This is a genomic window from Pontibacter coccineus (assembly GCF_030546575.1).
GTDB lineage: Bacteria > Bacteroidota > Bacteroidia > Cytophagales > Hymenobacteraceae > Pontibacter > Pontibacter coccineus.
Genome location: NZ_JAUOTN010000006.1, coordinates 144,459 through 170,608 on the forward strand (window position 1 = coordinate 144,459; position 26,150 = coordinate 170,608).

At 50.9% G+C, this 26,150-nt stretch carries 20 protein-coding genes; 8 read left to right on the forward strand and 12 right to left on the reverse strand.

All coding sequences use genetic code 11. The features are described 5' to 3' along the window. Positions 1–42 precede the first annotated feature (42 nt). A complete protein-coding gene (locus Q4E40_RS14935; RefSeq protein ID WP_303413286.1) occupies positions 43–2,685 on the forward strand; it encodes a SusC/RagA family TonB-linked outer membrane protein in 2,643 nt (880 codons plus the stop codon). A 38-nt stretch (positions 2,686–2,723) separates the two neighbouring features. Here Q4E40_RS14935 and Q4E40_RS14940 read toward each other — a convergent pair whose 3' ends face one another. The 3 genes from Q4E40_RS14940 to Q4E40_RS14950 form a co-directional block, all read right to left on the reverse strand. Next, positions 2,724–3,539, reverse strand: coding sequence for an aminotransferase class IV (locus tag Q4E40_RS14940; RefSeq protein ID WP_303413287.1), 816 nt, complete (start codon positions 3,537–3,539; stop codon positions 2,724–2,726). A 150-nt stretch (positions 3,540–3,689) separates the two neighbouring features. Further along, the gene (gene dprA, locus Q4E40_RS14945; protein ID WP_303413288.1) at positions 3,690–4,811 is read right to left on the reverse strand and encodes a DNA-processing protein DprA; all 1,122 of its coding nucleotides are present in this window, start codon (positions 4,809–4,811) and stop codon (positions 3,690–3,692) included. A gap of 18 nt (positions 4,812–4,829) precedes the next feature. Then, positions 4,830–5,177, reverse strand: coding sequence for a MerR family transcriptional regulator (locus Q4E40_RS14950; protein WP_303413289.1), 348 nt, complete (start codon positions 5,175–5,177; stop codon positions 4,830–4,832). A gap of 203 nt (positions 5,178–5,380) precedes the next feature. Between Q4E40_RS14950 and alaS the strand changes: the two genes are divergently transcribed. The 4 genes from alaS (at position 5,381) to Q4E40_RS14970 (ending at position 11,048) form a co-directional block, all read left to right on the forward strand. Then, the gene (gene alaS / locus Q4E40_RS14955; RefSeq protein ID WP_303413290.1) at positions 5,381–8,011 is read left to right on the forward strand and encodes an alanine--tRNA ligase; all 2,631 of its coding nucleotides are present in this window, start codon (positions 5,381–5,383) and stop codon (positions 8,009–8,011) included. Positions 8,012–8,025: 14 nt separating this feature from the next. Then, positions 8,026–8,349: a hypothetical protein gene (locus Q4E40_RS14960; RefSeq protein ID WP_303413292.1), complete on the forward strand. Its 324-nt coding sequence runs from the start codon at positions 8,026–8,028 to the stop codon at positions 8,347–8,349. A gap of 56 nt (positions 8,350–8,405) precedes the next feature. Further along, positions 8,406–9,863, forward strand: a complete 1,458-nt coding sequence (gene gatB, locus Q4E40_RS14965) for an Asp-tRNA(Asn)/Glu-tRNA(Gln) amidotransferase subunit GatB (protein ID WP_303413293.1) — start codon at positions 8,406–8,408, stop codon at positions 9,861–9,863. Between the two features lie 75 nt (positions 9,864–9,938). Then, entirely contained in the window at positions 9,939–11,048 is a 1,110-nt protein-coding gene (locus Q4E40_RS14970; protein ID WP_303413296.1) for a TlpA disulfide reductase family protein, read from the forward strand. A 226-nt stretch (positions 11,049–11,274) separates the two neighbouring features. Here the strand turns inward: Q4E40_RS14970 and Q4E40_RS14975 are convergent, their stop codons facing one another. From Q4E40_RS14975 to Q4E40_RS14985, 3 genes are all read right to left on the reverse strand, one after another. Then, positions 11,275–11,931: a hypothetical protein gene (locus Q4E40_RS14975; RefSeq protein WP_303413297.1), complete on the reverse strand. Its 657-nt coding sequence runs from the start codon at positions 11,929–11,931 to the stop codon at positions 11,275–11,277. Positions 11,932–11,946: 15 nt separating this feature from the next. After that, the gene (locus Q4E40_RS14980; protein ID WP_303413298.1) at positions 11,947–12,477 is read right to left on the reverse strand and encodes an acyl-CoA thioesterase; all 531 of its coding nucleotides are present in this window, start codon (positions 12,475–12,477) and stop codon (positions 11,947–11,949) included. Between the two features lie 86 nt (positions 12,478–12,563). Further along, the gene (locus Q4E40_RS14985) at positions 12,564–13,226 is read right to left on the reverse strand and encodes a protein-L-isoaspartate(D-aspartate) O-methyltransferase (protein ID WP_303413299.1); all 663 of its coding nucleotides are present in this window, start codon (positions 13,224–13,226) and stop codon (positions 12,564–12,566) included. A gap of 237 nt (positions 13,227–13,463) precedes the next feature. Here Q4E40_RS14985 and Q4E40_RS14990 point away from each other — a divergent pair, with 237 nt between their 5' ends. Further along, complete coding sequence (locus tag Q4E40_RS14990) at positions 13,464–14,051, forward strand: riboflavin synthase (protein ID WP_303413301.1); 588 nt, start codon at positions 13,464–13,466, stop codon at positions 14,049–14,051. 408 nt (positions 14,052–14,459) lie between these two features. Here the strand turns inward: Q4E40_RS14990 and Q4E40_RS14995 are convergent, their stop codons facing one another. The 4 genes from Q4E40_RS14995 to hemF are packed head-to-tail and all read right to left on the reverse strand — an operon-like array spanning position 14,460 to position 19,302. Continuing rightward, positions 14,460–15,392 carry a DUF4249 family protein gene (locus tag Q4E40_RS14995; protein WP_303413302.1) on the reverse strand — a complete coding sequence of 311 codons (933 nt, stop codon included), beginning with the start codon at positions 15,390–15,392 and terminating at the stop codon, positions 14,460–14,462. A gap of 4 nt (positions 15,393–15,396) precedes the next feature. Then, positions 15,397–17,769: a TonB-dependent receptor gene (locus tag Q4E40_RS15000; protein WP_303413304.1), complete on the reverse strand. Its 2,373-nt coding sequence runs from the start codon at positions 17,767–17,769 to the stop codon at positions 15,397–15,399. Between the two features lie 43 nt (positions 17,770–17,812). Next, the gene (locus Q4E40_RS15005) at positions 17,813–18,400 is read right to left on the reverse strand and encodes a phosphatase PAP2 family protein (RefSeq protein WP_303413305.1); all 588 of its coding nucleotides are present in this window, start codon (positions 18,398–18,400) and stop codon (positions 17,813–17,815) included. 2 nt (positions 18,401–18,402) lie between these two features. After that, the gene (gene hemF, locus Q4E40_RS15010; RefSeq protein ID WP_303413307.1) at positions 18,403–19,302 is read right to left on the reverse strand and encodes an oxygen-dependent coproporphyrinogen oxidase; all 900 of its coding nucleotides are present in this window, start codon (positions 19,300–19,302) and stop codon (positions 18,403–18,405) included. 280 nt (positions 19,303–19,582) lie between these two features. Between hemF and Q4E40_RS15015 the strand changes: the two genes are divergently transcribed. Beyond that, positions 19,583–21,661, forward strand: coding sequence for an alpha-ketoacid dehydrogenase subunit alpha/beta (locus Q4E40_RS15015; protein ID WP_303413309.1), 2,079 nt, complete (start codon positions 19,583–19,585; stop codon positions 21,659–21,661). Between the two features lie 65 nt (positions 21,662–21,726). On the opposite strand, the gene tamL is transcribed toward Q4E40_RS15015, so the two are convergent. Then, entirely contained in the window at positions 21,727–24,234 is a 2,508-nt protein-coding gene (gene tamL, locus Q4E40_RS15020) for a translocation and assembly module lipoprotein TamL (protein WP_484573335.1), read from the reverse strand. Here tamL and Q4E40_RS15025 point away from each other — a divergent pair. Next, the gene (locus Q4E40_RS15025; RefSeq protein WP_303413311.1) at positions 24,193–24,945 is read left to right on the forward strand and encodes a TrmH family RNA methyltransferase; all 753 of its coding nucleotides are present in this window, start codon (positions 24,193–24,195) and stop codon (positions 24,943–24,945) included. The genes tamL and Q4E40_RS15025 overlap by 42 nt on opposite strands. Before the next feature lie 65 nt (positions 24,946–25,010). Here the strand turns inward: Q4E40_RS15025 and Q4E40_RS15030 are convergent, their stop codons facing one another. Next, positions 25,011–26,138 carry an outer membrane beta-barrel protein gene (locus tag Q4E40_RS15030; protein ID WP_303413312.1) on the reverse strand — a complete coding sequence of 376 codons (1,128 nt, stop codon included), beginning with the start codon at positions 26,136–26,138 and terminating at the stop codon, positions 25,011–25,013. Positions 26,139–26,150 lie beyond the last annotated feature (12 nt).

Here is a 26,150-nt window from a genome sequence, read left to right on the forward strand (position 1 = left end):
CTACTATATTTAGCTTCTACTTCCATCAACCATACTTGCAATTTGAAACAAATTTTACCCCAAACAATTAAGTTTTTAAGGTATAGCTCTGTCGCTTTTGGCTTACTCACCATAACCTCTGCTGCTAGCTTAGGTCAGAATCAGCCATCTGCCGACTCTACCAGGTTTGCCTCCGTTACAGTACAGGTCGCATACAAGCCCTACGAATTAAGCGCATCCGATCTCAACAAAGGAGTTGTCACCTCTGTGGAACATGCGATCATCGGCAGGTTTGCAGGTCTGCGGGTGGTGCCAGCCGGAGGTGCGCCCGGTACAGGAGCAGAGATGGTGCATCGATCTGGTACTTCTTTATTTGGTAACAACAGTCCATTGGTAGTAATTGATGGCGTTCTGCTCGATATTTTCAGTCATTCCCTTCATGCCAGTAACCTGAGTTGGCTCAATGCTGATGATATTGCCTCTGTTTCGCTGCTGAAGGATGCCTCCGCAACAGCCCTTTATGGTGGTGCCGCCGCAAATGGAGTTTTGGTGATCACGACGAAAACAGGAAACGCGGGTGATAAAATACAGCTGCAATACAATGCGACAGGCGCAGTTTCAAGTCTGCGGAAAAAAGCTGATATATTTTCTGCAGAAGAATTCAGAAGTCTGATACGCGAGCGATATCCTAACCAGCAAAGGCTGTTAGGTGAACACGACACAGACTGGCAAGATGAGATCTATCGTACGGGCTTTGGATTGACCAACAAGCTAAGTGTGAGTGGCGCAATGGGGCCAGTACCATATCGGGTGTCTGTCGGACAGCTGAAGCAAAACGGGATTTTGGAAACCTCCGGGTATAAGCGCAACACACTGTCCGTCAACCTCCAACCCAGTCTGTTTCAGAAACACCTGACTTTTAAACTGTCCCTGCATAATACCCGGCAGGAATTGCAACTGGCCGATGAACGGGCTATACCAGCTGCCATGGCTTTTGACCCTACGCAGCCTGTGCATGCTGATAATAAATTTGGAGGGTATTTTGCTCATACTAGGCCGGATGGCTCTTTGCTGGTGAGCCAAATCAACCCAGTTAGTCTGTTGGAGCAGAAGGAAAACCGGGAGAACATCAGAACACTTTCCGGACAGGCACATGTACAGTACAAGCTCCACTTCCTACCCTCACTCACGGCCAATTACAGGTATGCTTATCTCAAATCTGATAGCGACTACAGCAGTAGCTGGCCATTTGAGATGGCATCGGGCCAGTGGATCCCTATTGATTTAATTACGCACCGTTTGGCTTCCAGCATTACGCACTCAGAGGGTTTTGTTTCCATGTACCAGGCTATACCGTCCTTGCGCGGCAAATTCGACCTGACGGTTGGCACGCTGAAGACAGGGCGGGAAATTGAATCTGGGTCTAAAGAAGGCAAACGAGACGAAACCTTTTACTCGAGGGGCAGAACCTTCTGGTCCAAGGAGAAAAACTTCAGCTACTATGGCAGCCTCGGCTATAACTTGCTGGACCGCTTTACCTTCAAGGCCTCTTTCCGAAGCCTGTCAGACTTGAACTACAATGCGGATGAGCTCAGGCATCAGTCAAAGGCAATTGGAATAGGCTGGGACATCGGTAAAGAGTCGCTTATGGTTAAGTCGGATTTCGTTTCCCACCTGAAACTTAAGGCGGACATTGGCAGATTCAGCAGGATGGACGAGCCTAACAGATTCAGAACTGTGATCTGGACACCAGTGCAGGGCAGGGTATTGGAATATGGCTTCACTAGCCCTCAACCCAGGATTGTAACTGAAAAAACACTTCAGAAGAGCCTGGGACTCGAGTTTGGTCTGCTGCAAAACAGGCTAATGGGCAACCTAAGTCTTTTTCAGAACAGGTCCAGCGATCTCCTCATGTTCGTTCGGACAGCATCTGGAAGTGGCACAACAATCAGATACCAGAGCACAGGTGGCCTGCAGGTTGCCGGGTTGGAGACTTCACTACAATACACGCTGGTCCAGCGGGAAAGTGTGCATTTGAAGGTAGGAATGAATGCTACATTTCTCAGAAACCGGGTTACCAGCATGGGGGATTTGCAAGTGTATACTTTCTCTGATAATGATTATGGCCTCCGTTTAGCTGTTGATGAACCGGCACAGGTTTTCAATCTATTCAATCAGTTGTATGATGCGTCTGGAAAACCACTACAAGGTGGGTATGAGAAAAATGAATATGGCTATGCTGAAAGAAAACCCATGGGCACCAACCAGCCCAATACTTTTTTTGGTATCAGTTCAAATGGCGGCTATCGGAAATGGGAAATGTCATTCTTAGTGCGTGGCTCGGTCGGACAACAGGTGTTCAATCAAGCGGATGCCAATCGCAGCTGGCTATATGCAAATGATCAATATGCGTATTTATCGAATGCGACCCGAAGCTATCTGGAAAACGGCTTTATTAGTTCCCACTCAGAGTCCAGCCACTTCCTCGAGAATGCCTCTTTTCTCCGCCTGGAGTATCTGCAACTTGGCTACAATGCCGGGAAAATATTGGGCAGTAAACTTGATATGAAAGTCAATGCCACGGTACAAAACGCCTTTGTTATAACCAGGTATAGCGGCCAGGATCAAGAAGTTGCAAATGGGATTGATAGAGGAAATTATCCTCAGCCCCGTACATTCTCTCTGGGTTTAAATCTGAGTATTTGATAAATAAAAAGGCTGCTCTCTACTAAGGGCAGCCTTTTCTATACCTGTAAACCAGCTTTAATGCCCTGCAGCCAAGCATTATTGATTTGCAGCTGTTGATCTACCAGTCTCTCTATACCTCGTATGCCTGTGACATTGGCCCCAAACACGCAATCAGCTTGATTTAACTCTTCCGGTTTAGCTAAAACCTCCCGTACCGCTATACCTTGCTGCAGACACCAGCGCGTAAGGCCGCGTCTCATAATTCCGTTCACACATCCTGTTTCCAGGGCAGGAGTACACAGCGCCCCCTCTGTCACCCAGAAAATATTGGAAGAGATCAATTCAGATACATGCCCCTGTGTATCCAGCACCAGCATATCATCAAACCCAGTGGCTTGCTTCTCTATACCTGCCAACACATAAAGCGGCGCTTGAGGGCCTTTGAAATGGGAGAGGGGGGAGAAACAGGTGCGTACGCCCAGACAGATGCCGACAGAAACACCCGCCTCAGGTATAGGCTGCGCAATATCTACGGTCGCCAACCACTCTATTTCGTTTGTTTGCGGGGTATACAAACCGTCCCCAGCACGCCATACCTTCAGTTTGATGCGTCCGTACTTGATCGCGTTGCGCTGTTTAGCCAGTTGCAACAATTTCTCCTCGAGCTCTCCCTCCCAAAAGTATGCAGGTATAGCCAAGTGCAGCGCAGCGGCCGCTTCATTCATGCGCGATTGATGATCTGCCCAAAAACGAAACTTTCCATTTACCACGATCATCGTCTCAAAAAAGCCATCGTTGTACTGAAAAGCCCGGTTTGTGACAGAAAGCTTTAGATCTTGTAGCGGCAGGAAGTGGTTGTTGTAGAGAAGCAAATTGAGTTAGAAAATTAGTGAGGTTGGAAGTTAGAAAACAGAAATTCAATACCTGTTGTCATCTTGTAAAGATCTTAGTGGCGAGCTGCCTAATGCTTCGGAGCTAGTAAACAAGATTCCTCCTGAATGACAAAGTATGGTGAACTGGAATCACCGAATCAAAGCAAAGCGTTTACCTGGCATTGCCTTTACCATCCCTTTAAACTCCAGCGCTAACAATATCGAGGCCAACTGACTAACGGGCACCTGTGCTTTCCAGCCCAGGTTGTCCATTTGCTCTTCGCCGGACTGAATCAGCACCTGCAGCACCTGCATTTCTTCGGGTGTGAACTCAGCCGGGTCGAGGGCAGGTATAGCGGTGGCACGTTTGGAGGCCAGTTTGTCCTCCACATCCCAGTTCAGTAGCTCGATCAGGTCCTGTGTGGAGGTGAGCACGGCGGCTTTGTGAGATTTGATCAGCCAGTTGGTACCCTCCGACATAGGGGAGTTGATATTGCCGGGCACGGCCATCACCTCCTTGTCATAACTGTGGGCAATGTCGGCGGTGATCAGGGTGCCGCTCTTAAAAGCCGCTTCCACCACAATCGTGCAGTCCGACATACCGGCGATAATGCGATTACGTGCCGGAAAGCGGGGCGCGTCGGGTTTCGTGCCAAAGGTGTTTTCGGTGATCACACCGCCTTGCTCGAGCATTTTCTCAGCGTACTTCTTGTGCACACCCGGGTAGATCGTGTCAGGTCCGGAGGCCATCACGCCAATGGTCGGCAATCCGGCCTGCAAAGCGGCACGGTGCGCGGCAATGTCGATTCCATAGGCCAGTCCACTGACGATCATCACATTGTAGGGCTTAAGCTCCTCCACGATCCGTTCGGTTACGGATTGTCCATAACTGGTTGGTTTACGTGTACCTACTATGCTGACGATACGGCGATGGTTTAAGTCCGTGTTGCCCCGGAAGTAGAGAAGGGGCGGAGCGTCAGGCAACTGCTTGAGCCGGTTTGGATACCTGGACGAGGTATAGAAAAGAAGCTCCACACTTTTATCCGAAGCTTTCTTCAGCACATCATCCGCTTCTAACAAGGCCTGACGACCGTTGTCGCGAATGCTTTTCGCCACTCTTTCGCCCACACCCGGCACTTTCATCAGCTTAGGCACAGGCGCCTCAAACACGGCTTTAGCAGAGCCGCAATAGCTCACCAGCAACTTCGTCAGCTGATCGCCAACGTGGGGCAGAAATGAAAGGGCTACTTCAAACTGAGCTTCGTGTGACATGCACCAAGGTACGCAGGCTTAGCTTTTGGTGTTCAGCTGATCTTTTATACCTACCAGGAAAGAACGCACTTTTTCCAGCGAATTGATGATCTCAATTTTGTCCTTCGTCTGCACCGATTTGTTCTTCAAAACCTCTTTGGCGCCCTGTATCGTGAAGCCACGCTCTTTTACCAGGTGGTAAACCGAACGCAGTTCTTCAATGTCCTTGGCCGTGTACTGGCGGTTGCCTTTCTTGTTTTTTTTGGGCTTCAGCTGGTCAAACTCGGTCTCCCAGAAACGGATAAGGGAGGGGGCAACGTCAAAAATGGCAGCTACCTCGCCAATGGTGTAGTACTGTTTTTCGATTTCTTTTTCTTTATAAGGCATGGTGTCAGTTTCAGGGTATAGGGCCACAGCACTAATTTTCGGGTATAGCACGCATAATTACGGCTAAAATTGCTACTTTTGCCCATATACAGGACTGTGTAAGCATTGCCCGAAAGGGCTGTTTCTGTAAGGCAAAAATTCTATATTTTTTGTTATTAAACAACAAGTATAGCACATTGTATCTAAAGGCTTAATACTCATAGATGAACTCAGCTGAGATTAGACAAAAATTTCTTGATTTCTTTGCTTCACGGCAGCACCAGATCGTGCCGTCGGCACCCCTCGTGGTAAAAGACGACCCCACCCTGATGTTTATCAACTCAGGTATGGCGCCCTTCAAAGATTACTTCCTGGGCAACAAACCGGCTCCGTCTAAGCGCATCGCCGACACCCAGAAATGTCTGCGCGTATCGGGCAAGCACAACGACCTGGAGGAAGTAGGCTATGACACCTACCACCACACCATGTTCGAAATGCTGGGCAACTGGTCTTTTGGCGACTATTTCAAGAAAGAAGCCCTGGCCTGGTCCTGGGAGCTGTTGACAGAGGTATACCAGCTGCCGAAAGACAGGCTGTATGTGTCCGTGTTCCAGGGCGATGCGTCTGAGAACCTGCCGATGGATCAGGAAGCCTTTGACATCTGGAAGTCTATGATTGCGGAAGACCGCATTCTGATGGGCAACAAGAAGGACAACTTCTGGGAGATGGGTGACACCGGCCCTTGTGGTCCGTGCTCGGAAATACACGTGGACTTGCGGACAGACGAAGAGCGTGCGCAGGTGGATGGCAAAACACTCGTGAATGCAGACCACCCACAGGTAGTGGAGATCTGGAACAACGTATTCATGGAGTTCAATCGCTTGGCGGATGGCTCACTGGTAAAACTCCCTGCCCAGCACGTCGATACCGGTATGGGCTTCGAGCGTTTGTGCATGGCCATTCAGGGCAAGCGCTCCAACTACGACACCGATGTGTTTCAGCCGCTGATTCAATTCATCGCCAAAGAAGCGGGGGTTGTGTATGGCGAGAACGAGCAGGTAGACATTGCCATCCGCGTCATGGCCGACCACATCCGCGCCATCGCTTTTGCGATCTCGGACGGACAGCTGCCATCGAACAACAAGGCCGGCTATGTGATTCGTCGTATCCTGCGCCGTGCGGTTAGGTATAGCTTCACCTTCCTGGACTTCAAAAAGCCATTCCTCTACAAGCTAGCCGCCGTGCTGGCCGACCAGATGGAGAACGTATTCCCGGAGCTGAAGCAGCAACTGAGCTTCGTACAGCGCGTGATCGAGGAAGAGGAAAACGCTTTCTTAAGAACGCTCGAAAATGGTCTGAAGCGTCTAGACGCTTTAGAAGCCAAATTCAAAGAGAACAACAATACCATCGACGGCAAAACCGCCTTCGAACTATACGATACCTTCGGCTTCCCGCTGGACCTGACTGCCCTGATTGCCCGTGAAAAAGGCCTGAAGGTAGACGAGGCTGGCTTTGGCGTAGAAATGGAGCAACAGAAGAACCGCTCCCGCAACGCTTCGGCACAGGAGCAGAGCGACTGGGTGACTATTCAGCCAGATGTGGAGACAGAGTTTCTGGGCTACGAGCACGACGTGGCTGATTCGCACATTGTGCGCTACCGCCAGGTAAAGACAAAAGCGAAGACCGAGTACCACATCGTGCTGGATCGCACCCCGTTCTATGCTGAAAGCGGCGGACAGGTAGGCGACACCGGTTACCTGATCTCTGATTCGGAGCAAGTTGAGGTGCTGGACACGAAGAAAGAAAATGATCTGATCCTGCACATCACTTCTAAATTGCCAACAAACATCGAGGCAACTTTCAGAAGCGAAGTGGACTTTGAGCGCCGCAACCTGATCCGTAAGAACCACTCGGCTACGCACTTACTCCATGCCGCTTTAAGGAAAGTTTTAGGCGAACACGTGCAGCAGAAGGGCTCTCTGGTAAACGAGAAAGTGCTTCGTTTCGACTTCTCGCATTTCTCTAAAGTTACAGACGAACAGCTGCGTGAAGTAGAAACCATTGTGAACGAGCGCGTGCGTCAGGCGATTCCTTTGGAAGAGCAGCGCAATGTGCCGATTGCCCAGGCAAAAGAAATGGGTGCCATGGCGCTGTTCGGTGAGAAATACGGTGAGTTTGTGCGCGTGATCGCGTTCGACCGTGACCACTCCGTAGAGCTTTGCGGAGGTACACACGTGTACAACACAGGTGAGATCGGTTATTTCAAAATACTTTCTGAAAGCTCAGTAGCCGCTGGTGTGCGACGTATTGAAGCCACCACGGCAGCGTCGGCTGAAGAGTATATGCAACAGCAGCTCAACGAGCTGAATGCCGTACGCGAGGTGCTGGGCACGCACAGCAACATGTCAGGTGCCGTGCAAAAACTGCAGGAAGACAACAAAGCCCTTCAAAAGCAACTAGAGCAATTTGAGCTGAAGCAGCTGACCAGCCTGAAAGAAAGCCTGGTGCAGAAAGCCCAGTCCATCGACGGTGTCAACTTCGTAGCCGAGAAAGTAGACGTTTCAACGGCTGATTACCTGAAGAAACTGGCTTTCGATATGCGTCAGGCAGTTGACAGTCTGGTGCTGGTGCTGGCTGCTGAAATCGACGGCAAGCCACAAATTGCGGTGATGCTGTCAGACAACCTGGTTGCCGACCGTAAGCTAAATGCCAGCCAGATGGTGCGTGAATTGGCGAAGGAGATCAAAGGCGGCGGCGGCGGACAGCCATTCTATGCCACAGCAGGTGGTAAAGAAGTTGCAGGTTTGCAGGCTGTGCCAGCAAAGGCAGCGGAGTTGGTAAAGAGCCTGTTGTAATTAACCGATAAGAATTGGAAGCTCCTTATTTATATAAAGCAAAGGCACTATACAAAGTAATCTGGTATACCTTAGGTGCTTCTATCCTGATGTCAATGGTAGTAAGGTTACTGGATTTGCGAGGATATTATGTAGCTGACTTGCTGATAGGATTACCCGCTTTGCTAGCTTTTGCTATTTCGCCACTAGGGCTGGTTTATATTTTAAAGAGTTACCTGAAAAAGGAGAATTATAAGAAACAGAAACTTTTATACCTGTTTGGTATGATATTCTTTAATCTTATCGTTGTCGCAATGGTTTTAGTTATCATTTCGGACATAAGTAAAATTTTCGCCTAATTTTAGCGGAAGGAAACACCATTTCAATCTGATTAAGTGTTCTTGCTATAAGAATCATGGATAAAGCAATAAGAGACAAATACCAGGCAATTATCGGTCTGGAGGTACACGCCCAGCTGTTGACAGAAAGCAAAGCCTATTCGTCTGACTCGACGGAGTACGGCGTGCTGCCCAACACCAACCTGAGCGCCATTACACTGGGGCACCCTGGCACTTTGCCGCGTATTAATAAAACTGTGGTGGAAATGGCCGTAAAAATGGGATTGGCTACCAACTGCGACATTACGCGCTACAACATCTACGCCCGTAAAAACTATTTCTACCCGGATCTTCCGAAGGGCTACCAGATCACGCAGGACAAAACACCTGTCTGTACGGCTGGCTACCTGGATGTAAAAGACGCTGCGGGTAATGACAAGCGCATAGGCATCACGCGCATTCACATGGAGGAAGACGCTGGCAAGTCCATGCACCTGGCAGGCGAAACGGAAACTCTGATTGACCTGAACCGTGCCGGCGTCGCGCTGATCGAGATCGTGTCTGAGCCGGATATCCGTGATTCAGAAGAAGCTTACAATTACCTGACCGAAATACGCCGTTTGGTGCGTTACCTCGAAATTTGCGACGGTAACATGGAAGAAGGCTCGCTGCGTTGCGACGCCAACATTTCGGTGATGCTAAAGGATTCACCGCTTTGGGGTACCAAAGTGGAGGTGAAGAACATGAACTCCTTCCGCAACGTGCAGCGTGCCATCGAGCACGAGATCGAGCGCCAGATCATGGTGATTGAAAACGGTGGCACAATTGATTCGGAGACTCGCAACTTCGATGCGAACACCGGCACGACCACAGCCATGCGTTCCAAAGAGACACTCAATGACTACCGTTACTTTCCGGAGCCGGACCTTCCACCGTTGGTAATAGAACAGGAGTGGATGGAGCGTATCAAAGCGACCATGCCAAGTCTGCCGCAGGAGCTGTACAAGCGTTTCACGGAGGAGTTCGGTCTGTCTGACTATGATGCGGGTGTTCTGACGGATGCCAAAGAGATCGCACTCTACTACGAGGAGCTTTGCAAGCATACCAAAAACTACAAAGGAGCCGCTAACTGGGTAACCGGTCCGGTGAAGTCTTACCTGAACGAATTGCAACTGCATATCAAGGATTTCCCGCTGCAACCGCATGCCATTGCTGAGATCATTGCGCTGGTGGACGAAAACAAGGTGAGTCACTCGGTAGCGGCCAAGAAGATCTTCCCTTTCATGCTCGAAAACCCAGGTATACCTGCGCATCAGGTAGCCGAGGAGCAGAACCTGCTACAGGAGTCAGATTCGGACTCACTCAAAGCCATTGTAGCTGAAGTGCTGGCTGCCAATCCGCAAAAAGTGGAGGAATACAAGGCAGGCAAGCAATCGCTGGTGGGCATGTTTATGGGTGAGATCATGAAAAAGACCAAAGGCAAGGCAGACCCGAAGGTGGCAAACAAATTGCTGCAAGAAGGGTTAAAGGCGTAGTTTAATGCTTTACGTATCAGGTCAAATGCGACTCAATTTGTGCTGCCCGATACGATCATCTAAACCAAAAAAGACATGAACCTTAGAAATTATGTAGTACTGGCTTCAGCAGCTGCATTGATGGCCAGTTGCCAGGGCAACAAGACGGCTACCAACGGCAGCGCCTATACAATTGAAGGCAAGCTGCAGAATGCCACCCCAGGACAGATTTTTCTGTTCGAGTTGGGTGAACAACAGTTCATTGCCCGCGATACGGCTGACATTAGCCAGGATGGCACCTTTACTTTTCAGGGTGAGGTAACAGAGCCTACCCTGTATCGCCTCGGCCTCGATCAGCAGAATGCGATGATGATGGTATTGGAGAACAAAGCCATAAAGGTAGAAGCAGATGCCCGCGACCTGAACAATACCGCTAAGTTCGAGAACTCGGAAGACTCAGAGCTGTTCCAGCAGCTCAACAAGATGGTGAATGAAAACCGTCAGAAGGAAATGGCGCTGAGCGAGCAGTTTAACCGGGCCATGTCGGAAGGCAAAACGGAAGAGGCAGAAGGCTATCGTCAGCAGTATTTGAATTTACAGAAAGAGGTAAAGAATTTCATCGCCAAGCATCCTGGGTCCATTGTGTCGGCTTTTGGTACACTGAGCCTGGTAAACCCGCAGCTTGACTTCGCTTTTGCCGACAGCATGCTGACGCTTTATACCCAGCACATACCTGAGTCGAAGTATACAAAAACATTGACCGATCGCCTGGCCGGCATGCGTACAACTGCCGTTGGCTCTGTTGCGCCGGACTTTAAGCTGCCGACACCGGAAGGTGGTGAAATAGCCCTGTCCTCACTCAGGGGCAAATATGTGCTGATCGACTTCTGGGCCAGCTGGTGCGCTCCGTGCCGCAAAGAAAACCCGAACGTGGTGAAGATGTACAACAAATACAAAGACAAGGGCTTTGAGATTTTCGGCGTGTCGCTTGACCAGTCGCGTGAAAAATGGCTGAAGGCGATTGCCGATGATAAACTGACCTGGCCACAGGTTTCGGATCTGAAAGGCTGGGAAAGTTCTGCCGCTCAACTATACCAGGTAGATGCCATCCCACAGACCATCCTGCTCGATAAAGAAGGAAACATAATCGCCAAAGGTTTGAGAGGAGAAGAACTGGAAGCGAAAATTGCCTCGCTTGTACAGTAAGGTATTGCTATACCTTTAAGATCAAAAAAGCCCTTCCGCACAGGAGGGGCTTTTTTTATAAGTTAGGGTAATAGAATTCTGTTAGACTTTCGCAAGATGGGTCAAGGTATAGCGCACCCGATCTATGCTTTCATCAGATCACGAAAAATAAGTTTTCTTATTTCTTTCACTCCCGTCAAACTAAATAAGCCAACTGCGGGGTTCCCGAATAGGCGAAACTTTGAAATTACTTCTTAAAAACGCGTTGCAATGCTCCCCAAAGCAGCTTTTTCTGTTCCTGATCACCATCGAGCACAGCCAAAGACTGGGAAAACACCACCGGCACACTGCCAACCAGCACCGGATTGTAAAGCGTGAACTTATCATGCGGCAGGTCAGTATCCAGGCGACTGGCGAAGCTGAGGATATAGCTGGTCTGCAAAGTGTCGCAGAGCGTTTCAAACCGGGTCGTGGCACCCGATACATTGTTCACAAAAGCAACATCGGCAGGTCCAAAGCCGATCGCAGCTAGTATCTTAATCAGGAAATCGGATTGCGGCAGCGCCTTAAAAGCCGGCTCCGGCAAGGTTACTAAGACAACCAGTCCTTTTCGGTTTTCACCGATCACCTCAAAGGACTTCGGCAGTGCTGTCTTTTCTACTTTCGGTAATTTAGGTATAGCTGCTGCTACCGGAGGGGAAGCCACTGGTGCAGCCTGTTCAGCAGGTATAGCCTCTGGTTTCGCCTTTTCATCAACAACAGGGATAACCACACTTTCAGTCGCTGGTTCAGCTGCAGGGGCACTGACTTTTGCTACCTGCTCTTCGGGGATCAGGTATAGCGTCTCCGGCATGAAATGTCGGAGGAACTCACTGTTTAGTTGTTCTGGCGTCAGTGCTGTCATCGTAGTAGGTATAGCTTACTGCTGGTCTTCCTTCAAGTCAAAAATAGAGCGTAGTTCGTTTGCTTCACTCGGCTTCATACGGCCGGCCAGCACCAGGCGCAATTGGCGACGGCGCAGCGCACCGTCATAAAGCTTAATTTCTTCTTCTGTTTCAGGTATAGCTTCTGGCACATCGATCGCTTTACCGGACTGGTCAACCGCTACAAACGTAAAGAAAGCCTGGTTCGACATTACTTTCCTTCCGGAAGGAATGTCTTCGGCATACACCACGATATGCACCTCCATAGAAGAAGAAAAAGCGCGGGTTACTTTGGCCTCGAGGGTCACTACGTTGCCCAATTTTATGCTTTCAGCAAAAGACACGTTATCTACCGAAGCCGTCACCACAATGCGGTTGGAGTGGCGCTGCGCAGCAATGGCCGACACAATGTCCATCCAATGCATCATTTTGCCACCCATCAGGTTGTGCAGGGTGTTGGTATCGTTGGGCAATACCAGCTCGGTCATGATGACGTATGATTCGCTTACTTTTTTCTGTTTACGCATGTCAGTTTTATAAATTCTGCCGCAAAGATAGGGGACGGAGGGCCAAACAAAAAGCCAGGTATAAATTAAGATAGTTTTACTTGATCCTAAAAAGAAGGCTTGTCCCAGCCGGATTTACCAAGCAATGGCACAAATTTGAAGTCGGTGAAGGCCTCCTGCGCAAATTCATTTTCGCTGGTACGCGTAATGCGCAGCATTTTCTGGCTCGACTCGCCCCCAACAGGAATTACCAGTATGCCACCGATGTTCAGCTGACTCACCAGCGTCTTGGGTATACCGGGTGCACCGGCCGTCACGATGATCTTGTCAAAAGGCGCGTGCGCTGGCAAACCCAGCGAGCCATCGCCATGGAAGGTATGCGGAAAGAGGCCGTAGGTTCTGAAAAACTTCACCGCCTTTTCGTAGAGGGGCTTGTTGTATTCGATAGTGTATACCGTAGGCGTGAGCTGCAACAGCACACAACATTGGTAGCCGGAGCCGGTCCCGATCTCCAATACTTTGTCGGTAGGCTGCAGCCGCAAAAGCTCCGTCTGGAAAGCCACAGTATAGGGCTGCGAGATGGTCTGGCCCTCGCCAATCGGGAAAGCTTTGTCTTGGTAGGCCTGCTCGAGGAAAGCTTTCTCAAAGAAAAAATGCCGGGGTACTGTTTCGATTGCTGCCAACACCCGTTCATCGCGTATACCTTTGTCTCTCAACTGTTTTACCAAGGCGCGGCGCATGCCTTTGTGCTTGTACAAATCTGTCTGCATTTCCCTCTGAATCTGTAAAATGTAAAAAAACAGGCTAAGCAGTTTCAGGTATAGGAATACCGCTATACCTTGTCTGAACTCCGCCTGAAAATAGTGTATGCGAAAATAAGCATACCTGCCCACAGTTACCTAACCGGATCGTAATTTAATCTTGCCTCCAACGGAATAACAGGTTGTAACCGTGCATTTGAGTGAAATCATGGTTAATTTTGTAATCAGACAACAATTCAGAAAACCATGTTCACAGGTATAATAGAAGGCATGGGCCAGGTGCAGGCCATTCGGGAAGAAGGCACCAACAAGCACTTCACCCTGTCATCCCCTTTCACGCACGAGCTGCAGATCGACCAGAGTGTGGCCCATAACGGCATTTGCCTGACGGTGATAAACATCACGGATGCTGGCTATACGGTCACGGCCATCGACGAGACGCTGCAAAAAACCAACCTGAACAGTCTGCAAGTAGGCGACAAAGTGAACTTGGAGCGCTGCATGAGTGCCAACGGCCGCTTCGACGGACACATCGTGCAGGGCCATGTGGACCAGGTGGCGGTGTGCGAGTCCGTGGAAGACCAGAACGGCAGCTGGGTGTTCACTTTCCGCTATGACCCAACACTAGGAAATGTAACGGTGGAGAAAGGGTCTGTGACGGTAAACGGCATCAGCCTGACGGTTGTGAATTCAAAAGATGACCGTTTTTCGGTGGCGATCATTCCTTATACCTACGAGCATACCAACCTGCACCAGGTAAAGCCGGGATCCACTGTTAACCTGGAGTTTGATATTATCGGGAAGTATGTGGCGAGGTTGCTGGGGAAAGCTTAATTGCTTGTGCTAATATAGCTACTGCCGTTGCAGGTATAGAAACCAGTATTGTGTTATAGCCTCGCCTGTGCGGCGGGCACTCACTTTTTTCCTTGATGAAAAAAGTAAGCAAAAAAATCAATACGCTCCAAACTCGCTGAACGCTCAAACAGTGGAGCGCCGAAAAGTGCACCTGGCTAAGGCTATTTGTTTCATTGCTTCCGGGGCAAGTTAGTCCTGCTATACCTGCCAGTGGTCTGTGTGGTCTCTACTACCAGACTTATACCTTGAAATGGCAGTTACAGATTCCCCGCCTTGGACTACTGAGAACGAGAGTTCGAAAGTAGCGAGCGTAGCTCTGAGGGGTTAGGGGTGGTTGGACCCGGAAACAGTGAAAATTCTGTCAATTCTTAAATCCTGATTCAAATTTTACTTCACCACAATCCGATGGTAGGTAACCCCGTAACCGCCCCATACGCCTAGTCCGCCGTTGATATTTGACCGCGTGGTATTGGGTGAGCCAATGGGACTGCCGTTGTTGTTGCGCTCGTTCTCCAGGGTATACCAGAAGCGGTAATGCTCAATATCGATGGCGCCCCAGCGCACCACGATCGTGTCTCCCTTCCCGAAGTAGCTGTAGGTATTCAAGTCCACATCCTGACCACGGGGCTCGCCACGGTCTAGCGGGAAACTTAGGTTCCGCACGCCGTTGATCAATTCGTCATTGAAGACGGAAGCAAAATAGCCCGGATAAAAAGGTTCGCTGTTGCGCCTCGTAAAGTACCGCACGCTGTTTCCCAACGTGTCGGGGTCCTGGTAACGGTAGAAGAGTGTGAACAAACTGTCCTGACTCGGGTCGGGGTGGGGTTGCAGAAACAGCTCCTGCAGCGGGTTCAGGTGGGGGATGGTGGTAGAGGAGGTCAGCACGCGCCCTTCGTGACTAATCCGCAATTGGTAGCTTTTACCGACTTCGCCCAACAATTCTTCGGAGGTATAGACATAAAAGATAAAGTTGCTGCTGCCGGTCAGTTGTGTTTCAGGTATAGCATATTGCTCCGAAACCACCCGCCGCAGTTCGGGCCAAAAGGTGGCGGCAGGCACTTCTGTTAAGGTATAGCTTTTACCGGCTGAGCTCACCACTACCTGCGCTCCGTGCACAAAACTGTCTTCGATATCGGCAGGAGAGAAGCCCGCAAAGACTGGCCTGCTTCGCGTGAGCACCACCACGGGCGGAGCCCCTTGCTCTATATGCCCTTCCACCACCAATTGCTCCTGTCCGGCAGGTATGTCAAGGGTCAGGTTCTCTTCGCAGGAGGCAAGGGATGAAAGCAACAGCAAAAGCAGGATATATTTCAGTCGCATCTTTTCACCATTTAAAGTTCCAGGTAACAGAGGGCAGCGGGAAAGGGATCAGCGACACCTTTTTGGCCTGCACCTTTGTATTTGTGCCGTAAGGTGTTCCTTCGCTGTCGATGTAGTAGAGGAACGGATTGCGGCGGCCATACACGTTGTAGATCGCAAAGGTCCAGCTCGATTGCAGCCTTTGCCGGGCTTTTCCCTCCAGCGTGGCGGACAAGTCCAGCCGGTGAAAGGGCTCCATCCGGAAACTGTTGCGCTCGCCGTATTGGTAGTTTACCGTCCCTTCGATCAGGTAGCGTCGCTCAGGCATGGTAGTCGCCTGCCCCGTTCCGTAGACGAAGCTTCCTCCGAATGTCCAGCGCGGATTGTAGGTATAGGTGGCCACTACCGACAAATCATGCCGACGGTCGAAGCGGGCAGGGAAGGTGCGGCCCCGGTTAATGTCGGGGAAGGTGCGCTCGGTCCGTGACAAGGTATAGCCGAGCCAGCCCTGCAGATCGCCGTAATTCTTACGAAGGAAAAACTCCGCCCCATAAGATTCGCCGCTGCCCCGCACAAACTCGTATTCCAGGTCGCGGTTGCTCGGACCGGCCACAAATCCCTCGCGATACTCCAGCTGGTTTTCCATCGTCTTATAATAGAGTTCCACAGAGCCTTCGTACATGTTCTGGCTGAAGCTCTGAAAGTACCCGATCGCATATTGGGTCGCCCGCTGCGGCTCTACAATCGCTGAGCTCGGCACCCAGACATCCAACGGCAGGGTGGTATAGGCGTTGGAAACCAAATGGAGGTACTGCGCCGATCGGGTATAGCTGGCCTTGACAGACGAAGCAGCACCCAAGGTATAGCGCAATGAAAAACGCGGCTCCAGTGCCTGAAAGACCTTCACCCGCTCTCCTTCGGCATACGCCACAGAATCAATAGCGCGTTGGTTTTGGTCGAATTCATAAAAAGTAAAAGGGCCAATCTGCGCAAAATAACTGCCGCGTATACCTAGGCTCAGCAAGAGCCGATCGGTTACGTTCCAGTCATCGGACAGGTAGAGGGCAGCTTCTTGAGCCGTTTTGGAAAGAACCCGATCTGTAGAGAACACATCGCCCTCGGCTGTTTCAGCGCTGCCCGTGCGGGGGCGCAGGGTATGGTGGGTGTACTGCACGCCGTATTCTAATTGGTGCCGTGCCGAGGGGGAATAGACAAAGTCAGTTTTGACTGTATAATCCCGAATGCCCGTCTCCACGGTCGTGGTGATGTCGGCAAAATCCCAGGAGAAATCAAAAGCATAGTGGGTCAGTATACCTGAAACATCTACAGAGTGCCTGTCCGAAAATTTGTGGTTCCAGCGAGCGGTGGCCGCGGCGTTGCCCCATTGGAAGTCAGCCTCAAAGCGCCCGGAAGAAAGGGTAAGCGTGCCCACATCCTTGCCATAGTATCCGCTCAGGTATAGCTTATCTTTGGGAGACAAGGTATAGGAGACTTTCCCGTTGAAATCGTAGAAGAAATAAGGCACGCCGCCTTGCTCGGTGTCTCGCAGAAAAGGGCCGAACAATACATCCACATAGGTGCGGCGGGCCGAGAATATGAACGCAGCTTTGTCTTTTAACAACGGCCCCTGCACCGTCAGGCGGGAAGCGATCAGCCCGATACCGCCCTCGGCCTGGAGACTGTCAGCACTTCCTTCGCGCAGTTCCACATCCAGCACCGACGAGAGGCGCCCGCCATACCTGGCGGGCATGTTTCCTTTGATCATCGTAACCCTGCCGATGGCATCGCTGTTGAAGACAGAGAAGAAGTTGAGCAAGTGCCCCGGATTGTACACCACCGCCTGATCGAGCAGAATCAGGTTCTGATCGGAACCACCGCCGCGCACATAAAAACCTGTGTTGCCTTCGCCGCCGGATTGTATGCCCGGCATCAGCTGCACCGTCTTCATGATGTCGGTTTCGCCAAACAGCACAGGCAGCGTCTTGACCGATTGCATCGGGATGTCGAGCTCGCCCATGGTGGCGGTTTGGGTAATGGGCTGGAGGCGTGTGCCGATGACTTCCACCTCGCGGGTGCTGTAGGTGGCTGGCGTGAGTTGTAGATCGAGCGTTTCGTTTCTGAAGAGCTGAAGCGGTGTTTCCTGGTTTTCGTAACCGATGTAGCGGATAACCAGGGTATAGTTACCGGGTGGGGCACTCAGGCTATACCTGCCGTCGGGCTCCGAGATGGTACCAATAGAGGGACGTTCCTTCAAGCTAATGGAGGCGCCAGCTAGTGTTTGGGCAGTGTTCGTGTCGAGCACCTGACCACGCAGTACAAAGCTGTCCTGCGCCCGCGCGGGGAGCACGTACAAGAGTAAAAGCGGCACAAACAGGTATAAGAAATGTCGTAGTTGCAAGTCCGGGAATCAGCTGTTCTAACAATACGACAGAAACAGCGGATTATGCCAAAGGTTTGTGCTGAAAGCGGGTATATTTTCGGAGCCAAAACTGGTAGCCCACCACAGCCAGCATGGCCGTGCCGGTGCCTACCAAAGCCCCGCCCAAAATGTCACCCGGATAGTGCACGCCCAGGTAGATGCGGCTATACGAAACCAGCACGGCCCAGAGCACCAGCACGATCTTAAAGATCAGGTAGCGGTCGGAGAGGATCAGGTTAAAAAAGACGGCCAGCGCAAAACCCGTGGAGGCGTGGGAGGAGAGAAAACCAAACTTCCCGCCGCAGCCCTGCACCAGGTTCACCATAGCCGAAAGCTCCGGATCGTGACAGGGACGCAAACGGGCAAAATAAGGTTTAAAGATACCAGAAGCCACATAATCAGCCAGTCCGATACCTGCCACCGCCATCAGCAGCATGGGGATGCTCTGCATTTTATAGCGCCAGATAATGTAGCCGATCAGCAAAAGATAAAAAGGAATCCAGAAGTACTTATTGGAAACCGTAACCATAATAGCGTCCCAGAACGGACTCTGTTGCTCGTTCAGGTATAGGAACAGTTCCTGGTCCAGTTTCTCCAGTTGATCCAGCATGCTTATTGAACGTTGATCCAGTCGATTTCCTTCTTGAGATAGCCCAGCGTTTTTTCTTCTGGTCCGCCCGCTTCCGGCTGTTGGTTGTATACCCAGGAGGCATGCAGCGGCAAACTCATCAGGATGGACTCAATGCGTCCGTTAGTAGCCAATCCGAACTTGGTGCCACGGTCATAAACGAGGTTAAACTCCACGTAGCGACCACGGCGGATCAGTTGCCACTGTTTCTCGCGCTCCCCGAAAGGCAGATTGCGGTTCTGGTTGATGATAGAGGTATAGAATGGTGCAAAAGCATAGGCCACATCGCGCACAAAGGCAAAGCGCTCCGCCATACTGATCTCGTCGGTGGCCATCAAACGATCGAAGAAAATGCCGCCTACGCCACGTGTCTCGTTGCGATGTTCATTAAAAAAATAATCATCGGCCCATTTCTTGAACTCGGGGTAGTAGGATGGGTGGTGCTTGTCGCATACTTCCTTCATGGCCTGGTGGAATTCCCGCGCCTGTTTCACATCCACATAAATAGGCGTCAGATCAATACCGCCCCCGAACCAGGCCGTACCGTCACCCGCTTCGAAATAGCGCACATTCATGTGCGTGATCGGCACCATGGGGCTGTGCGGGTGCATCACCACCGAAACACCCGTCGCAAAGAACTTAGGATCCGGCATCTGCAGCATTTTCAGGAATTGGGGAGAGAGCTCGCCCTGTACAGCAGAGAAGTTGACGCCACCTTTTTCGAGCACGTTGCCGTTTTCGATGATGCGGGAAATACCGCCACCGCCCTGTTCGTGCTGCCATTCGTCTTTCTGGAAAGTAGCACCGCCATCACAGTTTTCAAGGTCACGTACCAGGTCCAGCTGGAACTGGCGCATAAAAGCTTCAACTTCTTCTCTGAACATTTTATAGACGTTAGATGTAAGACACAACACATTAGACTTTAAATATTAATCTAATTAATTAGATAGATTCAGTCTTGAATTATGACACTCACTTAAAATTAAAAGATTGACAGTTACACAATACTGTATAAATACTTTTACAACATTTACACAGTATTGTGTAAATCCCATCACAAAAGTGCCCAAAATTACCAAATAAACCCCGCTCTACCGAACATTCGTAAGGATTTCAGAAAAAGGGCTTTTTTGCTTAACTTCGGGCAATAACTACGCGCAACCTATGTCAAAAGAACTGATGGAGGCATTTAAGATCGATACAGCCATTCTTAAGAAAGCCTACCGACTCATGATAACTGCCAAGACGATGGCAGACACCTACGAAGAAAATAAAACCATTTGCAGCAAGTATGTGCACAGCACCTCGCGCGGACACGAAGCCATACAACTGGCGGCCGCCTTTCAGCTAAAGCCTTACGATTTTGCCGCGCTCTACTACCGCGACGACTCCATGATGCTAGGTATTGGCATGCAGCCCTACGAACTGATGCTGCAACTGATGGCCAAAGCCGATGACCCCTTTTCTGGCGGCCGCACCTATTACGGACACCCATCGCTGCGTCGCGAAGGCTTCCCGACCATACCGCACCAAAGCTCGGCCACCGGTATGCAGGCTATACCTGCCACGGGCATGGCACATGCTATTTCCTATTTCGAGTCGCAGGGGTTAACCAACGGTGAGGAGAAGCCCGTGGTACTCTGCTCGCTCGGCGACGGTTCCGTGACCGAAGGCGAAGTTGCGGAGGCATTCCAGATGGCCGTGCTCAAGAATCTGCCGATCGTATACCTGGTGCAAGACAATGACTGGGGCATTTCGGCCACGGGCAAAGAGATGCGCGCCATGGATGCTTATGAGTATGCGGCCGGCTTTAAGGGGATGGAGCGCCTGCGGGTGAATGGTTCTGACTTTACAGAGTCGTACGAAGGGATGCGGGTCGCCTTTGAGTATGTGCGGGAGGTGCGTAAGCCGATTCTGGTGCATGCCAAGGTGCCTTTGCTAGGCCACCATACTTCCGGCGTGCGCCGGGAGTGGTACCGCGGTAACAACCTGCAGGAACACAGCGTGAACGACCCGATCCCGAAATTGCGCCAGGCGCTTCTGGAAGCGGATGTGACGTCCGAGGAAATACAGTGGCTGGAGCAGGAAGCTCAGAAAGCAGTGACTGAAGATTATCAACGTGCTTTGGATGCTCCTGTGCCTGACCCTATCACATTCGACCAGCACGAATTTGCCCCGACACCCGTAACTGAGGAAAAAGGCGAGCGCAGTCCTTCCGGTGCTGAAAAAACCATTATGGTGGACGCGGCCCTGCATGCCGTGGACGATATTCTGCGAACCTACCCCGAGGCGCTGTTTTATGGCCAGGACGTAGGAGGGGAACTCGGCGGCGTTTTCCGTGAGGCAGCTCTGCTGGCCAAGAAATACGGCGACGCCCGTGTGTTCAACACCCCAATTCAGGAAGCCTATATTGTAGGTTCTACTGCAGGTATGTCCGCCGTGGGAGCTAAAGCCATTGTCGAGATCCAATTTGCCGACTACATCTGGCCGGGTATGAACCAGCTAGTAGAGGAGCTCTCTAAGAGCTGTTACCTGTCCATGGGCAAATTCCCGGTGCAGTCGCTTATACGTGTGCCAATTGGCGCCTATGGCGGCGGCGGCCCCTACCATTCCGGCAGTATCGAATCCACTTTGCTGACCATACGTGGCATCAAGGTGGTTTACCCGAGCAACGCCGCTGATATGAAAGGCTTGATGAAAGCCGCTTTCCTGGACCCGAACCCGGTGATCATGCTCGAGCACAAAGGCCTGTACTGGTCGAAAGTAGCCGGCACCGAAGACGCCAAGACCGTGGAGCCAGACGAAAACTACATACTGCCACTCGGAAAAGCGAATGTCGTGCAGCACGCCAGCGACGAAGAGATCCGCATGGGCAACTCCATGACGGTGATCACCTACGGAATGGGCGTATACTGGGCCAAAACGGCCTCTAAAAAGTTCAAAGGCAGCGTAGAGATACTCGACCTGCGTACATTAAACCCATTGGATTTTGAGGCGGTAGTAGCTTCAGTTCGCCGCCATGGCAAAGCCTTGGTACTGACCGAAGAACCACTGATGAACTCCTTTGCCGAGTCACTGGCCGGTCGCATCTCCAAGGAGTGCTTCCAGCAGTTGGATGCGCCCGTCTATACCTTGGGAGCCGCCAACCTGCCGGCTATACCTTTGAATGTGGAACTGGAGAAGATGATGCTGCCGAACCCGGAGAAAGTGGCTGCAGCCATGGAGGAGTTGCTAAACTACTAATTCAGGTATAGAATAATTAAAAAGCCCCGCCAATACATGGCGGGGCTTTTTTTATGAAGCAGGTCTTAGAAAGGATATCCTATACCTATGTTGAGGTTGGTCCTTCGCTCAGCGGGGTCCGTTTGACGGAAAAAGTCGGAGAAGCGGAAGTCACGGATCACAAACTTGTTGCCGTTGATATCGCCTGCCGGATCATATACCTGTGTGGCAAAGTCAAAGCGCAGGATCACGACTGAAAAGTTGAGTCGCAAGCCAAAACCTGTTCCGACAGCCAGCTCTTTGTAAAAGCGGTTGAACTGGAACTCCGAGCCGGGGCGGCTATCAGGCTTGAGCATCCACACGTTGCCGGCATCAACAAACAGCGCCCCGTTCAGGAACCCAACCATATTGAAGCGATACTCGGCACTGGCCTCCAGCAGTACTTCTCCCGGCTGCTCTGCCACGTATGGACGCTGTACGGTTTCTCCGTCTACTTCATCGGTACGCAATGTACGGTAGGAGCCAGGGCCCAAACGGCGGGCTGTCCAGGCGCGAACGCTCGCAGCACCGCCGGCAAAAAAGTACTTGTCGTAAGGCAGGGCGCTCGAGCCAAAAAGCGGGCCACCCACCCCCGCGTTAACCCTGTAAACAAAGTAACGCTGGCCACCCAAAGGAATGTAGCGGCGATAATCCGGGTTGATCTTGGCATATTGAAATTGACGCAAATTGCCAAATTCCGGCAAAATACCAAGCTTGGAAGAAAGTCCGCCCACCTCGCTGAGCACACGTATGTAGCGCGCGTTGCGCGACTGAATGAAATCGTTGGTGTTATAGATCAGGTTGAATCCGATAAAAGAAACAAAGCCGCTCCGGAAACTTTCAATGAAAGAGCGACTCAGGTCACTCAACTCTCTCAGATCAGCTTCGAAGGTAGGGTCGATGCGACCAACCTGGATCACGTTCACGTTCACGGGTGAAAACACATACTGCACCGTAGGCGTTTGCAGCGGACGCGGGTATTTGTACCAGATATAGTCCAGGGAAGCCTCATAGAGCGTGCGCTGAAACTCCAAGCGGTTTACGTTGGTGTAACCAGCATACAGACGGGTGCGAGGATTGAAGTCCTGCAAAATGTTTTTGCCACCGAAAGGCAGAATGAACAATGGAAATGTCAGGGCGGCGTCACCACCAAACTCCCGTATCATCACCGTCTTTTCCGGGTTGGATATGTTATACTGTCCTTCCAGACCACCCCGGATACCCAGCTCCAGGTTCTCGGCTCCCCCAAACACATTCCTTATTTTTAACCGGACGGTAGAAAAAGGTCCCGGACGACGCTCCGAATAGGTCAGTCCCAACTCGGTCGTTTCCTGAAACTTTTTTGAAGGAACGGCATTGACAAAGGCATTGAGCTGATTACCGGACAGCGAATCTGTCAGGTCTGTGATTTTGCTGTAACTGACGTTGTTAAACTGAAACACGTCCATTTCGGCCAGTCGCCTTTGCGTGAGCGAGGTCCTGAACTGGCTGTATCGCTGGCCAGGGTAGATGGATACCTTTTTGTCTAAAATGTTAGGCGAGAACTTCTGGTCATAGGCCAGGTATTTCACATTGTTGTACTCCAGCGTGTCCCGTACCAGGCCAAAGCGGTCTGCGTCAGTTTTGAAGTATACGTTCCGGATGGTATAGGCTTTATGGGCAGACTGGTCTTCCGGGTTCTGGATGATGGTATTCACCTTAACCGTATTTCCTCCGAAACTGGTATCTACTTCAAACTCTGTATAGGCACGGGCAAAGTCAAAATACCCGTTGTGGCGAATCATTTCGTACAGGCGGTCCCGCTCGGCGCTAATCACCTGCTCGTCATATACATCGCCGACTTTGAGCAAAGACCGGTCTTCATACCGCTTCACGACCTTTAGCAGGGAATCATCGGGTATGGTGTAGCTGAACTCGCTGTAGCGGTAAGGCTCGTTTTCCTCGATGTTGAGCGTAATGTATACCTTCTTGCCCTTTTCCTGCTTCTCATAGCTCAGTTCGTGATTAAAGAAGCCTTTGGTGTTCATGTAGATCTCGATCTGGTCCATGGTGCGCCCCATCAGTAGGGAGTCGTAGATGGCAGGGGGCTCGCCAATCTGCATGAGCAGGTTGCCTTCTTCCTTGCGATCGCGCTGCCGGGCGATGCGGCGGTCAAAGCGGTCTTGTATCCGGCGGGACTTGGTGGAATCACCACCTACCTCGGCTATTTTTTCAGCGCGTTTTGTGCGAAGCTCCTCAATTCGCTCGTCAATGCGCGAGGGACTGTAAAACTTTTTACCGAAATTATAAATGGCCAGGTATGGGGTGGAAGCGAGGAAGGTGCGGTTCGGTTGCTGTTCGTAGAGCGCCTCAATATCAGTCTGGCTAACATGGTTTATCCCTTTGGGCTCTATACCTAGCAGGAGTTGCTCGTTCTCGCCCAGATTTTTGGTGGGCACACAGGCAGCTAAACTAATAATTGTAATTACCAGCCCGAATATGTAACATCGTGTTCTCAAACGATTCTCTGCTCTATGTTGTCGAAAGCAATTGTAAAGTACGTAAACGCCCTGCAAGTAAAAAAATACCGCAACCAACACCAAGCCTTTGTGGTGGAGGGAGCCAAAAGTGTGCTGGAGCTCCTTCACTCAGACTTTGAGCTGCAGCACCTTTTCATTACCGAGGAGTTCCTGCAGGAGCATGGCAACAGCCTGAGCAAAGGTACACGATACGAACTTGTTACGGAACAGGATTTAACAAAGGCAGGTACTTTTTCAAGTAATAATGCCGGATTGGCCGTCGCCCACATGCGCCAGTTCCCCGGTTTTAGTTTCAAATCCGGTGATTTTACGATCGCACTGGACGATATACGCGATCCGGGCAACCTGGGCACCATCATTCGTATTGCAGACTGGTATGGGATTCAAAACATCGTATGCTCCGAAACCTGTGCTGACTTTTACAACCCTAAAACTATATCGGCTACCATGGGTTCTTTTACCCGTGTTAAGGCCTACTACCTTAATCTAGGTGCGTGGTTGCGCGAACTTCCGGACGGCATCGCCATATACGGAGCCTCATTGGAGGGCGAGAACCTGCACCGCATGCAACTGCAGCCGCAAGGCGTTGTGGTGATGGGAAATGAAGCCAATGGTATACGTGCTGAGGTCGCCGGCGAAGTGAACCAGCTTATCAAGATACCTGCTTTCGGCAAAGCCGAGTCGCTGAACGTAGCCACGGCTACTGCCATCATCATCGACAACTTTATGCGCCATGCCGGGACCTGAAACAAATGAAGCCTCCGAACAGAGGCTTCTTTTGCAAACAATATAATTGCCTAACAAACAGTCTATTAATTGAACAGTCTTAAGCCAAAGCTGATCACGTTGGCATCCGGGCCACGGTTATCCTTGAACAGGTCATTCATATTATACTTTACAAACAGGTCCAGGTTGCCGTAGCCTACCACACCGGTCAGGCCGTACTGGAAGTCGCTCAGGTTGTAGCCGCTGCGTATCTTTTCCTTCTGCGTCTTGCCGCCATCTTCGAACTTGAACTTCGAGTGGGCACCTAGGCGATAGCCTGCAAAAGGTCCGGCACCGATCTTAAATCCTTCTTTTCCGTTCTGTCGCTTGAACTTCAGCATCGGCATCAGCGGTACGTTTACAGATGAGTGCGTTAGTTTGGACTTGTCATAATTGATCTCCATTTCGCGTCTGAAGTAAGTCACATCGTTCACATCCTCTTCGATCACAAAGTTGCGGTCGAACATGTAGTTGTTAAAAGCGAACTCCAGGCCTGACATCAGGTAAAAGGGGCTCTTGCGACCACCGATCTGCGAGTTGAGATGCCAGTTGAGGCTCACGTAGCGGGATCCGGTCGGCTTCAGGTCAGGAACCTGCTGGTTGTCGGCGTTCAGAAAAGTGTTCAGGCCCAGATCGAAGTCGAAATTATAACGGGTGGCTTTGTACTTCTTCTCTTCATTGCGGGTGCGGATGCTATCGCGTTCGGCCCGGTTGGGCACATTCACGTCAACTTTGGTGTTACCATCCTCTTCTTCGATTTCCACATCGATCTTGATGTTCTTGTTGATGCGAATCTCGTGTTTTTCTTTCGTCACCTTGCCATCCTGATCCGTTTCCTGTACCGTAATGGTGACTGTTTCAGGATTTTTGTCATCCTTTCCAAACACTACCGTCGTTTCCTGCGACTTCAGCTCCTTGTTAGCGCCGTCCATGCGGTCCACTTGGTCTACATATTTGTTCAGGACGCGCATCAGGGAGTCGAGGCTGTAGTTTTCAAAAGCTTTGAGCTGCTCCATGTTCTGCAGGTATAGCACCATTTTGGCGCCGTTGGCCATTTTCACAACGATCGTGTCCTGCTGGCCGAGTCGCTCGCCTATGGTTTGACCGCCTTTGGCAGACGCACCGGTGGCTGCAGCCATGATGATGGCTGTTACGAGAAGTAGTAACTTTTTCATGGTTTTAAAAGA